This window comes from Curtobacterium sp. ABR8 (assembly GCF_057812125.1).
Genome location: NZ_CM173818.1, coordinates 2,496,326 through 2,510,906 on the forward strand (window position 1 = coordinate 2,496,326; position 14,581 = coordinate 2,510,906).

At 70.4% G+C, this 14,581-nt stretch carries 13 protein-coding genes; 4 read left to right on the plus strand and 9 right to left on the minus strand.

The window, feature by feature from the left end; translation table 11 throughout:
• Nucleotides 1-93: 93 nt before the first annotated feature.
• Nucleotides 94-1,233, plus strand: a complete 1,140-nt coding sequence (locus ACXKZB_RS11885) for a glutamate--cysteine ligase (protein WP_185021391.1) — start codon at nt 94-96, stop codon at nt 1,231-1,233.
• Nucleotides 1,234-1,414: 181 nt separating this feature from the next.
• Here ACXKZB_RS11885 and ffh read toward each other — a convergent pair whose 3' ends face one another.
• Together ffh and ACXKZB_RS11895 are read right to left on the minus strand one after the other, a co-directional pair.
• Complete coding sequence (gene ffh, locus ACXKZB_RS11890) at nt 1,415-2,968, minus strand: signal recognition particle protein (protein ID WP_488823254.1); 1,554 nt, start codon at nt 2,966-2,968, stop codon at nt 1,415-1,417.
• 43 nt (nt 2,969-3,011) lie between these two features.
• Nucleotides 3,012-3,662: a VOC family protein gene (locus tag ACXKZB_RS11895; protein ID WP_488823255.1), complete on the minus strand. Its 651-nt coding sequence runs from the start codon at nt 3,660-3,662 to the stop codon at nt 3,012-3,014.
• Nucleotides 3,663-3,751: 89 nt separating this feature from the next.
• Here ACXKZB_RS11895 and lipB point away from each other — a divergent pair, with 89 nt between their 5' ends.
• Both lipB and lipA read left to right on the plus strand, forming a co-directional pair.
• On the plus strand, nt 3,752-4,426 hold the full coding sequence (gene lipB, locus ACXKZB_RS11900; RefSeq protein WP_488823256.1) for a lipoyl(octanoyl) transferase LipB: 675 nt from the start codon (nt 3,752-3,754) through the stop codon (nt 4,424-4,426).
• Nucleotides 4,423-5,406: a lipoyl synthase gene (lipA, locus tag ACXKZB_RS11905; RefSeq protein ID WP_488823257.1), complete on the plus strand. Its 984-nt coding sequence runs from the start codon at nt 4,423-4,425 to the stop codon at nt 5,404-5,406. Before lipB ends, lipA begins: the two co-directional genes overlap by 4 nt.
• A gap of 162 nt (nt 5,407-5,568) precedes the next feature.
• Here the strand turns inward: lipA and ACXKZB_RS11910 are convergent, their stop codons facing one another.
• Together ACXKZB_RS11910 and ftsY are read right to left on the minus strand one after the other, a co-directional pair.
• A complete protein-coding gene (locus tag ACXKZB_RS11910) occupies nt 5,569-5,727 on the minus strand; it encodes a DUF4175 domain-containing protein (protein WP_137767577.1) in 159 nt (52 codons plus the stop codon).
• A 59-nt stretch (nt 5,728-5,786) separates the two neighbouring features.
• Nucleotides 5,787-6,656: a signal recognition particle-docking protein FtsY gene (gene ftsY, locus ACXKZB_RS11915; protein WP_222657936.1), complete on the minus strand. Its 870-nt coding sequence runs from the start codon at nt 6,654-6,656 to the stop codon at nt 5,787-5,789.
• A 217-nt stretch (nt 6,657-6,873) separates the two neighbouring features.
• Between ftsY and ACXKZB_RS11920 the strand changes: the two genes are divergently transcribed.
• Nucleotides 6,874-7,902 carry a TerC family protein gene (locus tag ACXKZB_RS11920; protein WP_123312276.1) on the plus strand — a complete coding sequence of 343 codons (1,029 nt, stop codon included), beginning with the start codon at nt 6,874-6,876 and terminating at the stop codon, nt 7,900-7,902.
• Between the two features lie 156 nt (nt 7,903-8,058).
• Here the strand turns inward: ACXKZB_RS11920 and ACXKZB_RS11925 are convergent, their stop codons facing one another.
• From ACXKZB_RS11925 to ACXKZB_RS11945, 5 genes are all read right to left on the minus strand, one after another.
• A complete protein-coding gene (locus ACXKZB_RS11925) occupies nt 8,059-11,841 on the minus strand; it encodes an AAA family ATPase (protein WP_488823258.1) in 3,783 nt (1,260 codons plus the stop codon).
• A gap of 68 nt (nt 11,842-11,909) precedes the next feature.
• Nucleotides 11,910-12,881, minus strand: coding sequence for a bifunctional DNA-formamidopyrimidine glycosylase/DNA-(apurinic or apyrimidinic site) lyase (mutM, locus tag ACXKZB_RS11930; protein ID WP_123312274.1), 972 nt, complete (start codon nt 12,879-12,881; stop codon nt 11,910-11,912).
• Between the two features lie 4 nt (nt 12,882-12,885).
• Nucleotides 12,886-13,611 carry a ribonuclease III gene (gene rnc / locus ACXKZB_RS11935; RefSeq protein ID WP_488823259.1) on the minus strand — a complete coding sequence of 242 codons (726 nt, stop codon included), beginning with the start codon at nt 13,609-13,611 and terminating at the stop codon, nt 12,886-12,888.
• A gap of 13 nt (nt 13,612-13,624) precedes the next feature.
• The gene (gene rpmF, locus ACXKZB_RS11940) at nt 13,625-13,828 is read right to left on the minus strand and encodes a 50S ribosomal protein L32 (RefSeq protein WP_017888273.1); all 204 of its coding nucleotides are present in this window, start codon (nt 13,826-13,828) and stop codon (nt 13,625-13,627) included.
• Nucleotides 13,829-13,883: 55 nt separating this feature from the next.
• Entirely contained in the window at nt 13,884-14,465 is a 582-nt protein-coding gene (locus tag ACXKZB_RS11945) for a YceD family protein (protein ID WP_222661379.1), read from the minus strand.
• Between the last annotated feature and the right edge of the window lie 116 nt (nt 14,466-14,581).

Below are 14,581 nucleotides of genomic sequence, written 5' to 3' on the forward strand. Positions count from 1 at the left end.
TCCAAAGTACGCCCGGTGTGGAACTACTGTGAATCGGATCCGCACGACCCGAACGGTGCTTCGTTGTGCGTGTCCGACAACCTTCCGGGCAGGATGTACAGCATGGACATCCGCTTCACCGAGTCCCCTCCGTCGACCATCGGCGTCGAGTGGGAACTCCCGCTGGTCGACCTGTCGACCGGCGACCTCACGCCCCGTGCCCCTGCCGTCATCGCGGCCGTGCACGAACGGATCGGCGACCGCGAGCGGGTGACCGAGGAACTCCTGACGAACACCGTCGAGGTCGTCTCCAGCGTGCACTCCCGGGTCGGCGACGCCACGAGCGAGCTGTCGGGCATCATCGGCGAGGTCATCGACGCAGCCGAGCCGCTCGACGCCCAGGTCATGTGCTCCGGGACGCATCCGTTCGCGGTGTGGGACCAGCAGGAGATCACCCCGGACAGCGAGCACTACACGACCCTGATCGACCGGACGCGCTGGTGGGGGCGGCAGATGCTCATCTGGGGCGTCCACGTGCACGTCGGCATCGACGACCGCGACAAGGCCCTGCCGATCCTCGGCGCGATGCTCGCGTACGTCCCGCACCTGCAGGCCTTCACGGCGTCCAGCCCGTTCTGGGCCGGCATCGACACCGGCTACGCCTCGAACCGCGCGCTGATGTTCCAGCAACTCCCCACCGGTGGACTGCCGCCGGCGCTCGGGGCCTGGGCGAACTTCGAAGAGGTGGTGAGCGACCTCACCCACACCGGCGTCATCGACAGCGTGAAGGACCTGCGCTGGGACATCCGCCCGTCGCCGAAGTGGGGCACGCTCGAGAACCGGGTGTCGGACGGCATCTCGACCCTGCACGAGGTCGGTGCCGTGACGGCACTCGTGCAGTGCCTGGTCACCACGATGTCCGACCGGCTCGACGCCGGTGAGACCCTGCCGACGATGCAGCCCTGGTTCATCCGCGAGAACAAGTGGCGCGCCGCCCGCTACGGCATGGAGGCCGAGATCATCACGAACGCCGCCGGCGACGAGCGGCTCGTGACCGACGAGGTGCACGACCTGGTGCAGCGGCTCGACCCGGTGGCCGAACGGCTCGGTTGCCAGCAGGAGTTGCACCACCTCGACACGATGATCGCGAACGGGGCGTCGTACCAGCGGCAGCTCCGGGTCGCGCAGGAGCACGGCGGGGACCTGCGCGAGGTCGTCCGCCACCTGGTGACGGAGTTCCGCGAGTCACTGTGACCCCGGGCCGTTCCGCGTAGCTGGTCGAATCGGGCGTACCTGGTCGTTTCTTCCGACCCGGTACGCCCGATTCCGCCTGCCATCGCGCCCGTTCTGGGAAGGAACGTCGCGACGTGCGCGCAGACGGACGGGAGGCCCGGTGCCAGCTGGCACCGGGCCTCCCGTCCGTCAGCGGTCGCGACTAGCGCCCCAGGAACTTCTGCAGACTCGCGAGCTCTTCCTCGGTCGGCACCTTGCCGCCCTTGGCGGCCCCGCCGAGGCCGAGGCCGGAGCCCTTCGGCGCCTGCTGCGGCGCAGCGGCCGCACCGGCGGCGATCGCTGCGCGCTTGGCCGGGTTGCCGACCTTCGACTTCTTCTTACCGCCCTGCTGCTGCTTCTTGCCGCCGTGCATGCCCGGGATCGGACCCATGCCCGGCATCTGCGGCACACCACCGCGGGCGACGGTCTTCATCATCTTGGCGGCCTGCTCGAAGCGGTTCACGAGGGCGTTGACCTCGGTGACCGTGGAGCCGGCACCCTTGGCGATCCGCAGACGACGCGAGCCGTTCAGGAGCTTCGGCAGTTCGCGCTCCTTCGGCGTCATCGACTGGATGATCGCCTCGGTACGGACGATCTCGCGCTCGTCGAAGTTGTCGAGCGCCTCGCGCATGCCCTTGGCGCCGGGGAGCATGCCGAGCATGCCCTTGATCGAGCCGGCCTTGCGGAGCTGCTGCATCTGCTGCAGGAAGTCGTTCAACGTGAACGAGTCGGACGCGATCTTCTCGGCGACCGCGCGGGCTTCTTCTTCGTCGAACGCCGACTGGGCCTGCTCGATGAGCGACATGATGTCGCCGAGGTCGAGGATGCGGCTCGCCATGCGGTCCGGGTGGAACGGCTCGAAGTCGTCGAGGCCTTCGCCGGTGGACGCGAACATGATCGGGCGGCCCGTGACGCTGGCCACCGAGAGTGCCGCACCACCGCGGGCGTCACCGTCGAGCTTCGACAGCACGACACCGGTGAAGTCGACGCCTTCCTGGAACGCGCGAGCCGTGACGACGGCGTCCTGACCGATCATCGCGTCGATGACGAACAGGACCTCGTCGGGGTCGACGGCCTTGCGGATGTTCGCGGCCTGCTTCATCAGCTCGGCATCGACACCGAGACGACCGGCGGTGTCCACGATGACGGTGTCGTACTGCTGGTCGACCGCGGCCTTGATGGCGTTCTTGGCGACCTTGACCGGGTCACCGACGCCGTTGCCGGGCTCCGGCGCGAAGACGTGGACGCCGGCCTGTTCGCCGACGACCTGCAGCTGCTGCACGGCGTTCGGACGCTGGAGGTCCGCCGCGACGAGCATGGGGGTGTGGCCGTCCTTCTTGAGCCACTTGCCGAGCTTGCCGGCGAGGGTGGTCTTACCGGCACCCTGCAGACCCGCGAGCATGATGACCGTCGGCGGCTTCTTCGCGAACTCGAGGCGACGCTGCTGCCCGCCCAGGATGCCGACGAGTTCCTCGTTGACGATCTGGACGACCTGCTGCGCCGGGTTCAGCGCGCGGTTGACCTCGTCGGAGAGGGCACGCTCGCGCACGGAAGCGGTGAACGCCTTGACGACCTCGAGCGCGACGTCGGCGTCGAGGAGCGCCCGCCGGATCTCGCGGACGGTGCCGTCGACGTCGGACGGAGTCAGCCGACCCTTGCTCCGCAGATTGCGGAAGGTCTCGGTCAGCCGATCGGAGAGTGAACCGAATTGCGCCATGATCCGTCGATTCTACAAGGCTCGGGGCGCGGTTCCCGGTCGGTCAGCGCAGCAGCACGCCGGGCGTGAGCTCGACCGGGGTGTCCAGCCCGACGTCGAGGACCACCGGGGCGGTCGACGGCAGGCGGTCAGCGGTCGGGAACCAGCGCCGCTCCGGCGACACCAGGATGACGAGGCCGTCGACGTCACCGACCGCGGCGAAGCCCTCGCCTGCTGGGTTCGCGTAGGGCTCGAGTCCGGCGCGGCGCAGTGTCTCGACGGCACCGAGGACGTCGGGCACGGCGATGCCGACCTCGCTGACCGAGACGAGCGGAACGGCGGACGCGGGCGTGGACGCGGCGAGGTCCCGCCGCTCGATCAGCTCGAGCAGCTGCTGGTCCGGACCCTCGAAGTACACCGATCGCGAGTTCCAGTTCGGCGGTCCGTCGAACTCGTCACGGCCGTCGGCGTCGACCAGCACCGTCGCGATCCCGGCGATCCACGCGGCAGCCACGTCGAACGTGCCCGCCGGGATCGTGATCGCGAGGTGCAGCGCACCGGTCATCTCCGGCAGTTCCCGGAACAGGAGCCGCGTCGACCCCACCACGACCTCGACGACTCCGTCGGTGCGGTCGACCGGGCAACCGAGCCGCTCCCAGAACCGGGCGGTGCCGTCGAGCGAGCGGGTGGCGAGCTGTGCCTGGCGGATCTCCATGTCCGCCATCCGAAGCCCTCAACCACGGTTCAGGTCAAGGTCGAGCGCGTTGTTGTACTCCGTCCAGAAACCGTCGTAGGCTCCCTCGCATGCCGGAACTCGAGATCGTGCGGCCCGCCGGGCTGCTCGACTACGCCGAAGGCCTCGCGCTGCAGCGGGACCTCCACGCCGACGTCGTCGCCGGCCGCTCCCCCGGGGCCCTCGTGCTGTGCGAGCACCCGTCCGTGTACACCGCCGGCCGGCGCACCGAGCCGTCCGACCTGCCGACGAACGGTGCCCCGGTGGTCGACGTCGACCGCGGCGGACGCATCACCTGGCACGGCCCCGGGCAGCTCGTGGCCTACCCGATCGTCCGACTGGCCGCACCGATCGACGTCGTGGCGTGGGTGCGCGACCTCGAGCAGGTCATCGTCGACGCTGCGGCCTCCCTGGGGGTGCACGCCGAGCGGGTCGACGGCCGGAGCGGCGCCTGGGTCCGCGGAGCGGACGGCACTCCACCCGCCAAGGTCGGCGCCATCGGCCTGCACGTCGCCGAGGGCGTGACGACCCACGGCATCGCGATCAACTGCACGAACACCCTCGACGCCTACGCCGCGATCATCCCGTGTGGCATCGCCGACGCCGGCGTCACCACCCTGAGCGCCGCCGCGGGCAGACCGGTCACCGTCGACGAACTCGCCCCCGTGGTCGCACGCCGCATCCAGGACGCCGTCGACGGCATGCGCCGCGGCGAGCGCATCGCTCGACAGGAGACCCTCGTATGACCCTCGCCCCCGAAGGCCGCCGGATGCTCCGCGTCGAGGCCCGCAACGCCGAGACCCCGATCGAGACGAAGCCCGGGTGGATCAAGACCCGCGCCACCCAGGGCCCGGAGTTCCGCGAGCTGTCCGCCCTGGTCAAGGACAAGCAGCTGCACACCGTCTGCCAGGAGGCCGGCTGCCCGAACATCTTCGAGTGCTGGGAGGACCGTGAAGCCACCTTCCTGATCGGCGGCTCGCAGTGCACCCGCCGGTGCGACTTCTGCCAGATCGACACCGGCAAGCCCGAGCCGCTCGACCGCGACGAGCCCCGACGGGTCGCCGACTCGGTCGTGTCGATGGGCCTGAAGTACGCCACCGTGACCGGCGTCGCTCGCGACGACCTGCCCGACGGGGGTGCCTGGCTCTACGCCGAGACCATCCGCCAGATCCACGAGCACTCCCCCGGCACCGGCGTCGAGATCCTCGTGCCGGACTTCAACGGTCGCCCGGACCAGCTCGGCCAGGTGTTCGACGCCCGCCCCGAGGTCTTCGCGCACAACGTCGAGACCGTCCCGCGGATCTTCAAGCGGATCCGGCCGGCGTTCACGTTCGAACGCTCCCTCGACGTCATCACGCAGGGCCGCGACGCCGGGCTGGTCACGAAGTCGAACCTCATCCTCGGCATGGGCGAGGAGCGCCTCGAGATCGAGGACGCGCTGCAGCGCCTGTTCGACGCCGGCACGGACATCATCACGCTCACCCAGTACCTCCGCCCGTCGCCGAGGCACCTGCCGGTGGCGCGCTGGGTGCAACCGGAGGAGTTCGTCGCCCTGCGTGAGGTCGCCGAGGAGATGGGCTTCGCCGGAGTGCTCGCCGGCCCGCTCGTCCGGTCCTCGTACCGCGCCGGACGCCTGTGGGCGCGGGCCACGGTCGCGCGCGGCGGCTCGGTTCCCGAGCACCTGTCGCACCTGCTGGATGCGGCGCCCGGTCGCCAGGCGGTCTGAAGCCGCTGCCCCCATCGCGAAAGCGGCAGATCTCCGCCGACAGTTGCCGGAGATCTGTCGCGTTCGCGGCACTGGTCGCGACCACGGACAGACGGGAGGCACGGTGCCAGCTGGCACCGTGCCTCCCGTTCGTTCATCCGCCCGTTCAGGGCGTCCGGTGCGCTATGCGCGCCCGCGGATGCTCCTGAGGAGCCAGCCGATGACGGCCAGGAGGATGAGGACGATCCCGACCCACAACAGGAACTTCAGCGCACCGACGAAGATGCCGCTGAAGAGCAGGACGAGGCCGACGATGATCGCGATGATCAGGAGTGCTGGCATTGAGGGGCTCCTTCCGGTGTACCTGGACGATCCCTGTACTGCGGAGACGGTACCCGGAATCAGCCGACGAGGTTCTGCACGAACACGTGCGGGGTGAAACCGGTCAGGTCGTTGATGCCCTCGCCCTGCCCGATGAGCTTGATCGGGATGCCCGTCTTCTCCTGCACGCTGAGGACGAACCCGGCCTTCGCGGAGCCGTCGAGCTTGGTGATGACGAGGCCCGTGACCCCGGCGCCCTCGATGAACGCCTGCGCCTGGGCCAGGCCGTTCTGCCCGGTCGTGGCGTCGAGGACGAGCAGCACCTCGCTGATCTCGGTCTGCTTCTCGACGACGCGCTTGATCTTCGTGAGCTCGTCCATCAGGCCCGCCTTCGTGTGCAGGCGGCCGGCGGTGTCGATGACCACGATCTCGGTGTTGTCGCGGATCGCCTTCTCGACGGTCTGGTACGCCACCGAGGCCGGGTCCTGCCCGGGCTGCGAGGGGCGGACGACGTCGACGCCGGCACGCTCGGCCCAGGTCGCGACCTGCTCGACCGCTGCGGCGCGGAAGGTGTCGGCCGCACCGACGAGGACCGTGCGGTCGTAGGTCTTCAGGAACTTGGCGAACTTTCCGATCGTCGTGGTCTTGCCGACGCCGTTCACGCCGACGACGAGCACGACGGCCGGTCGGGCGCTGAGCTTGAGCGTGGTGTCGAGCTTCGACAGCCGTTCCTCGAGCACCTCGCGCAGCATGCGCTGCAGGTCGGCCGGGTCGGTCGTGCCGTAGCGGTCGACGCGCGCGTGCAGGTCCTCGATGATCGCCTCGGAGATGTCCGGGCCGAAGTCGGCGCCGATGAGCGCGGTCTCGAGGTCCTCCCACGTGGTCTCGTCGATCGTCTTGCGCTGGAAGAGGCCGCGCAGCCGTGTGGACAGTGACCAGGAACTCGCCATGCTCCCAGCTTAGAGCGCGGCGCATGTCCGCTGTGCCCGGTATGCTCGTTCTCACGAAGGGGAGTATTCCCTCTCGGTGACCCCGTCAGTACGGCCCGGAACGATCCGGACCCGGGGCGCCGGTCGTGCAGCACCGGTTCCGGTGCCGTGCGGCGGAAGAGACCTTCAGGCCTCGGCGTACCCGTACATCAGCGGCACGCCCTACCTGAAGGAAACCGTGGACGTCCCACTCTTCGTCTGGCTCCTCACCATCGCAGGCATCCTCGCCCTGCTGGTGTTCGACTTCTACTCGCACGTGCGCACCCCGCACGTGCCGCACATCCGCGAATCCGCGTTCTGGTCCGTGTTCTACATCGGGCTCGCGATCCTGTTCGGGTTCGGCATCCTGGTCTTCGGCGGCGGACAGGCCGGCGGTGAGTACTTCGCCGGGTGGCTGACCGAGAAGGCGCTGTCGGTCGACAACCTGTTCGTCTTCCTCATCATCATGACGAGCTTCGCGGTGCCGAAGGAGTTCCAGCAGAAGGTCCTGCTGGTCGGTGTCGCGATCGCCCTCGTCGCGCGCGGCATCTTCATCGCCCTCGGCGTCACGATCATCGAGAACTTCTCGTGGGTGTTCTACCTGTTCGGCGCGCTGCTGTTCTGGCTCGCCTGGTCGCAGGCCCGCAGCGGCAACGACCACGGCGGCGACGAGGGCGACTCGCGCCTGATCCGCATCCTCAAGCGCATCATCCCGACCTCGGACCACTACGACGGCGACCGCCTGACCACCAAGGTCGACGGCAAGCGCCTGTTCACCCCGATGCTGCTCGTCATGGTCGCGATCGGTCTGACCGACGTGCTGTTCGCGCTCGACTCGATCCCCGCGATCTTCGGGCTCACCCAGGACGCCTTCATCGTGTTCACCGCGAACGCGTTCTCGCTGCTCGGGCTGCGCCAGCTGTACTTCCTGATCGCCGGCCTGCTGGAGCGCCTGATCTACCTGGGCCAGGGCCTCGCGGTCATCCTCGGCTTCATCGGTGTGAAGCTCGTCTTCCACGCCATGCACGTCAACGAGCTGCCGTTCATCAACGGCGGCGAGCACATCGAGTGGGCGCCCGAGATCCCGATCTGGTTCTCGCTGGGCTTCATCATGCTGACCATCGCGGTCGCGACGACGGCCTCGCTGGTCGTCTCGAAGAAGCGCCAGGAGCGCGGGCTCACCCCGACGGGCGAGCCGAAGGAGTCGGTCGCGGCCGACGCGGAGTAAGCGTCACCACCTGACGGACGGGAGGCCCGGTGCCAGCTGGCACCGGGCCTCCCGTCCGTCCGTGGTCGCGACTGGAGCCGCGAAAGCGACAGACTGCCGCGAACTGTTAGCGGAGATCTGTCGCTTTCGCGGCGCGGACCGCAACCAGCCAGCCTGCTACGCGACCGCGTCGGCGGGCTCGCGCTTCTGCACCCGCTGGCCGACGACGGCGGACACGCCGTCCTGCCGCATCGACACCCCGTACAGGGCATCGGCGATCTCCATCGTGCGCTTCTGGTGCGTGATGACGATGAGCTGCGACGACTCGCGGAGCCGCTCGAACACCGTCAGCAGCCGACCGAGGTTCGCGTCGTCGAGGGCGGCCTCGACCTCGTCCATGATGTAGAACGGCGACGGCCGCGCGGTGAAGATCGCGACGAGCAGCGCCACCGCTGCCAGGGACCGCTCGCCGCCGGACAGCAGTGTCAGGCGGTCGATCTTCTTGCCGGCGGGCTTCACCTGCACGTCGATCCCGGTGCCGAGCAGATCGGTCGGGTCGGTGAGGTTGATCGAGCCCGAGCCGCCCGGGAACAGGATCGGGAAGATGACGTCGAAGGCGTCCTTCGTGTCGTTGAAGGCCGACTCGAAGATCGTCTGCATCTTCGTGTCGAGCTCGTCGATGATCGTCATCAGGTCGGTGCGGGTCTTCTGCAGGTCCTCGAGCTGCTCGGCGAGGAAGGCGTGCCGCTGCTCGAGGGCCTGGAACTCCTCGAGGGCGAGCGGGTTCACCTTGCCGAGCCGACCGAGGTCGCGCTCGGCGGCCTGCAGGCGGCGCTCCTGCTCGGCGCGGACGTAGGGCACGGTCTCGACGTCGTCGGGGTCGACCTCGTCGGTGACGTCGAACTCGGGCAGGGCGGGGCCGCCGGGCAGGGTGGACGCAAGCTCGACGAGCGCGACGGTGTCGTCCCCGGGGCTGGTGTCGAGGTCGGCGTCGGCATCGACGTCGACTTCCTCTCCGGCTGCGTCGAGGGGCTGCTCGGACGCTTCCGCAGCTGCTGCGCGCTCGGCGTCGCGGTGCTTCCGCGCGAGGACCCGCGGGTCCACCAGCACGTCGACCGGCACCGGCACGGTCGGCCCGTACTCGGCGACGAGTACGGCCTCGGTCAGCCCGAGGTCGCTCAGGGCGCGGTCGAGGACACCCGACACGTGCAGCTTCTTCTCGTAGATCTCCATCTCGAGCGAGTGCACGCCGTCGGTGATGGTCTGCAACCGGTCGCGGAGTTCGCGCTCCTCGTTCCGGATCGCCTGCAGCTCGGTGTTGCGCTTGGACCGCTCGGACTCCTCGGTCGCGAGCTGCACGCGCGCCTCGGCCAGGGAACGGTCGACGGCACCGAGCACACCCGGCAGGTCGGCGAGCACGGCTTCGGCGGTCTCGATCTGCCCGCGACGGATGACCGCACGACGGGCTGCCTCCTCCGCCGCCGCACGCTCGGCCTCGAGCTGGCGTTCGAGCTGGTCGGCACGGTGTCGTTCGGCGCGGACGCGCTCGCGCACGGTCTGCACCTGGATGCGCTGCTCGACCTCGGCGGCACGTGCGGCCTCGAGCGCGTCCTGCAGCCCCGGACGCTCGGAGGCGTCGACGACGGGCCGCTCCTGCTCGGTGAACGCCCGGTGCGCCGCCTCGGCCTCCGCCAGGGCGGCGTCGACGGCCTCGACGGCACCGTCGGTCTCGGCGAGGGCGGCACGCAGGCGCTCCACCTCGGCCGCCGCGTTCTCGGCCTTCGCCCGCGTCGAGGCGCTGGCCCGGTCGTACTCGGCCGTCGCCTTGGCGTGCGCGCGGGACGCCGCGTCGGCCTCGTCCGCGCGGCGGCGTGCGTCCTCGACGGCGGTGCGTGCGGCCTGGAGGCCCGTGGCTGCGTCCTCGGCGTCCGTCGCGATGGCGTCGCGTCGCATCACGGCGTCGTCGCGCTCCGCGACGAGCTCGATCCGCGAGGTCACACGCTCCCCGCCCCCGGTCAGGCGGACGGCGCGGACGAGGTCACCGGACCGGGTGACGACCGTCGCCTGCGGGGCGGCGGCGAGCACGGCCTCCAGGTCGACCGTGTCCGCGTGCTCGTCGCGGTCCTCGTCGGCGCGCTCGGCGGTGTCCGCGATCAGGGTGTTCCGCAGGATCGCGGCGAGGGCGGGCGGGCCCTGCACCACGTCGACCGCTCGACGGACGCCCGCGGGCAACCGCGCCGGCAGGTCGGAGGGACCGTCCTGCGCGTCCGCGACGACGACGTCGATGCGGCCGATGTCTGCGGACCTGGCGTGCGCGACCGCGTCGAGCGCGACGGTCCGGTCGTCGGCGAGGACGGCGTCGGCGAGGCCGTCGAGGGCGATCGCGACGGCGCCCTCGAACCCGGGCGTCACCGTCAGCGCATCCGCGAGACGACCGACGATGCCCGCGCGTCCGGCGTCGATGAGCGCCTGGGAACCGTCCCGGACGTCGATCGACATGCCGAGCGCCGCGACCCGAGCGTCGAGGGCGTCCCGCTCCCGCTCGAGGGCGTGCAGGCGGTCGCGCTGCTCGTCGCGGGCTGCCTGCGCGGCCTCCAGTTGCTCACGAGCCGCCTGGAGCGTGGTGGCGAGGGCTTCGTCGTCGACGCCCTCGGACGGATCGGTGCCGAGCTCGGCGAGGGCTGCGGTCGCCCGCTCGGCGCGTTCGCCGGCCTCGGCGAGGGCTCGCTGTCGACGCTCGCGGTCCGCCACCGTGGACCCGCGCTTCGACCGGGCGACGTCGACGGCGTTCGCGAGTCGCTGCGCCTCGAGGTCGTGCTGCGACACACGTGCGGCCTGCGCGGCGATGCGTTCGTCGAGGGCGTCGAGCGCGTCACGGGCGTCCTGCACCGCGCGGGCGGTCTCGGCGGAGCCGCCCTGCATCTGGTCGGCGCGGGCAGCGAGCCGGTCGGCCTCGGCGCGGACGCCCGCCACCCGCTCCGGGGTGATCGAGGGTCCCTGCTGCGGGGCGTCGGCCTGCTGCGCCAGGAACATCAGCCGCTGGTTCGCCAGGCTGGACAGCCCGCGCAGCCGCTCCTGCACGCTCTCCAGGCGGTGCACCACCGTCCGGGCGCGGTCGACGTCGTCGCCGACCATGCTCTGCTCGACGTGCTGCTGGCGGACCCGGGTCTGGTCGAGCCGTTCGGTCAGGACGATGCGCTCGGACTTGCGCCCCGCCTCGACCTCCTGGTGGTCGTGCAGTTCGCGGCGCAGCCGGACCACGTCGTCGGCGAGGATGCGGGCCTTGGCGTCCCGCGCGACGGCGGCGACGGACTGCGCCTTGCGGGCGACCTCGGCCTGGCGTCCCAGCGGCTTCAGCTGGCGGCGGATCTCACCGGCGAGGTCGGACAGGCGGGTCAGGTTGGTCTGCATCGCGTCGAGCTTGCGGAGGGTCTTCTCCTTGCGGCGACGGTGCTTCAGGATGCCGGCGGCTTCCTCGATGAAGCCCCGGCGGTCCTCCGGGGTGGCGTGCAGGACCTTGTCGAGCTGCCCCTGCCCGACGATCACGTGCATCTCGCGGCCGAGGCCCGTGTCGCTCAGCAGCTCCTGCACGTCGAGCAGTCGGCAGTTCTCGCCGTTGATGGCGTACTCACTGCCGCCGTTGCGGAACAGCGTGCGGGCGATCGTCACCTCGGAGTACTCGATCGGCAGCAGGCCGTCGCTGTTGTCGATCGTCAGCAGCACCTGGGCGCGACCGAGCGGACCACGGGTCGAGGTCCCCGCGAAGATGACGTCCTCCATCTTGCCGCCGCGCAGGGTCTTCGCCCCCTGCTCCCCCATCACCCAGGCCAGGGCGTCGACCACGTTGGACTTGCCGGAGCCGTTCGGGCCGACGATGCACGTGACGCCCGGCTCGAACGCGAACGTCGTCGGCTGCGCGAAGGACTTGAACCCCTTGATGGTCAGGCTCTTCAAGTACATGCGGTCTCCGGGTGTGCTCACGCGTGCTGCGGCGGGGCCGCTGCTGGGCTGTGCTGCTGGGCGTCAGGCTAACGCGTCCGGGCGCGGGGGCGCGGTTGGCACACGGGGCAGATGTGGCTCGACCGGTTCATGAAGGCCTCGCGCACGATCGTCGTGCCGCAGCGCGGGCAGGGCTTCCCCTGCTGGCCGTACACGTTCAGCCGCTGCGAGAAGTACCCGGACTGCCCGTTGACGTTGACGTACTGGGCGTCGAAGCTCGTCCCGCCGTCCTCGAGCGCGCGCCGGAGGACACTGCGCACCTCGTGCAGCAGGCGTGCGAGGTCGGCACGGGTCAACCGCTCCGCCGACCGGTCGTAGTGCAGCTTCGCGGCCCAGAGGGACTCGTCGGCGTAGATGTTCCCGATGCCGCTCACGACGCCCTGGTCGAGCAGGACCCGCTTGATGCCGCTCGAGCGCTTCCGGGCGATGGCGGTGAAGCGGTCGTCGTCGAACGCGGGGTCGAGCGGGTCGCGGGCGATGTGCGACACCTGCTGCGGCACGCTCCGACGCCACACCGCATCGGGGTCCGACGCGTCGACGTGTCCGGCGAACCCGGCCGGGGCGCCGTCCACCGTCGGCACCATCGCGTCGATCGCCATCGAGCCGAAGGTGCGCTGGTCGACGAACTCGAGCTCCACCGCGGGTTCGGCGGTGCCGTCGCGGTCGGTGCCGACGGGTTGCACGTCGATGCGGATCCGTCGGTGCTTCGCCGCCGGTCGACCGCGGCCGAGCAGGATCTGGCCGCTCATGCCGAGGTGGGCGACGAGTGCCTCCGGCCGGTCGCCCTCGTGCTCCGGCTGCAACGGCATCCAGAGGAACTTGCCCCGACGGACCGCGGCGGCGATGGTGCGGCCGGTCAGGCGGTCGGCGAAGTCCTCGGCCGGGCCGTCGTGGCGGGTGAGTGCCCGCTCGTCGACGACGTCGACGTGCAGCACCCGCGCGCCACTGACCGCGGGTTCGAGGCCGGCGCGGACGACCTCGACCTCGGGGAGTTCGGGCACGTCGTCAGGCCGCTCGGCCGGACAGCCGGGTCCAGGCGTCGAGCGCCGCGGACATCTCGGCGGCCTTCTTGCTCGAGCCGGTCCCGACGGCGACGTCCTCGCCCTGCAGGACGACGGTCGCGCTGAAGGTCTTGTCGTGGTCCGGGCCGGTCTCGGTGACGCGGTACGCCGGGTTGCCGAGCGACAGGCTCGACGCGAGCTCCTGCAGGCTCGTCTTCGGGTCCATGGCGGCGCCGAAGCGGTCCGGGTCGATCATCAGCGGTTCGACCAGGCGGAGCACCAGGTCGGTCGCCGGGTCGGGGCCCGCGGACAGGTAGGTGGCGCCGATGACGGCCTCGACGGTGTCGGCGAGGATCGACGACTTGTCGCGGCCGCCGGTCTGCTCCTCGCCCTTGCCGAGGCGCAGGTACTGGCCGAGCCCGATCATGCGGGCGATCTCGGCCAGCGCGACCGTCGACACGAGGCTGGCGCGACGCTTCGCGAGGTCACCCTCGTCGAGGTCGGGGAAGGACCGGTAGAGCTTCACGGTCACGGCCTGGCCGAGGATCGAGTCGCCGAGGAACTCGAGGCGCTCGTTGTGCTTGATGCCCCCGTGCTCGTAGGCGTACGAGCGGTGGGTCAGGGCGAGCTGGAGCAGCTCGAGGTCGATGTCGACCCCGAGCTGGCCCTGCAGACGAACGACGTCCGGCCCCACGGGGCGGGACCCCGTGGCGCCGGACGTCGTCGTCATGCGTTCGGTCCGATCAGACGTCGGCGACCTTGCGGCCCTTGTACTCCATGTACAGGGGGGTGCCGGCCGAGTCCTCGACGACCTTCGCGCGGTGCGGGAGGCTGTAGGTGACCTGACCGTTCTCGATCGTCTTGACGAGCTGGATCGGCGTGGCCTTCCACTGCGAACGACGGGCGTGCGTGTTCGCACGGGACTGCTTGCGCTTGGGAACGGCCATGGTGAATCTCTTTCGGTTGGTCGGTGGTCGGAACGGGGGCTGGCGGTGTCGGGGCCTACTCGGCCTCGGCCCGCTCCTCGCCCTCGGTGGTCTTCGTGTCGGTGGTGTCGCCGTGGGCGGCACGCTCGGCGGCTTCGAGCTGGATTCCGGTCAGGGCTGCCCAGCGCGGGTCCAGGGTCTCGTGAACGGGCTGCTCATCGAGGTCGGCCAGTCGCTCGCCCGTCACCGGGTCGAGGCCTGGGCAGTCCGGTCGGCAGACCGGCTGGAACGGCAGCGCCAGCACCACCGCATCTCGAACGACCTGTTCGCAGTCCACGTGGTCATCACGAACGAAGAAGTCGAAATCCTCCGAGGCATCATACGCGAACAGCTCGGCGAAATCGACCTCGACGGGCTCGCTGATGTCGATGAGGCAGCGCGAGCACTCCCCCGTCGCGTCGGCCGAAGCGTGACCGGACACGAGGACACCCTCGTGCAGGCCCTCGAGCCGCAGGTCGATGTGCAGCGGAGCACCTTCGCGCACCGCGATGACACCGGCACCCAGCGCGTCCGGCACCGCGATGTCGAGCGAGTGCTCGCGCATCTCGCCCGGACGGTGCGCCAGGTCGCGCACGCGCAGGGCGTAGGGGCTGTTCACGTGGGAAGACACGATCGTCAACCCTAGCGTGAACGGGGCCGAGAGTCGAGGCGGGCGGGGGTGTGTCCGCGCGTCGGACGACCGGGCATCCGGCTCGGCGCGCAGCTCCGGCGGTT

Coding starts and splice junctions, on each gene's coding strand:
- ACXKZB_RS11885 (WP_185021391.1), top strand. CDS start 94: ATGTACAGCATGGACATCCGCTTCACCGAGTCCCCTCCGTCGACCATC.
- ffh (WP_488823254.1), bottom strand. CDS start 2,968: ATGGCGCAATTCGGTTCACTCTCCGATCGGCTGACCGAGACCTTCCGC.
- ACXKZB_RS11895 (WP_488823255.1), bottom strand. CDS start 3,662: ATGGAGATCCGCCAGGCACAGCTCGCCACCCGCTCGCTCGACGGCACC.
- lipB (WP_488823256.1), top strand. CDS start 3,752: ATGCCGGAACTCGAGATCGTGCGGCCCGCCGGGCTGCTCGACTACGCC.
- lipA (WP_488823257.1), top strand. CDS start 4,423: ATGACCCTCGCCCCCGAAGGCCGCCGGATGCTCCGCGTCGAGGCCCGC.
- ACXKZB_RS11910 (WP_137767577.1), bottom strand. CDS start 5,727: ATGCCAGCACTCCTGATCATCGCGATCATCGTCGGCCTCGTCCTGCTC.
- ftsY (WP_222657936.1), bottom strand. CDS start 6,656: ATGGCGAGTTCCTGGTCACTGTCCACACGGCTGCGCGGCCTCTTCCAG.
- ACXKZB_RS11925 (WP_488823258.1), bottom strand. CDS start 11,841: ATGTACTTGAAGAGCCTGACCATCAAGGGGTTCAAGTCCTTCGCGCAG.
- rnc (WP_488823259.1), bottom strand. CDS start 13,611: ATGACGACGACGTCCGGCGCCACGGGGTCCCGCCCCGTGGGGCCGGAC.
- rpmF (WP_017888273.1), bottom strand. CDS start 13,828: ATGGCCGTTCCCAAGCGCAAGCAGTCCCGTGCGAACACGCACGCCCGT.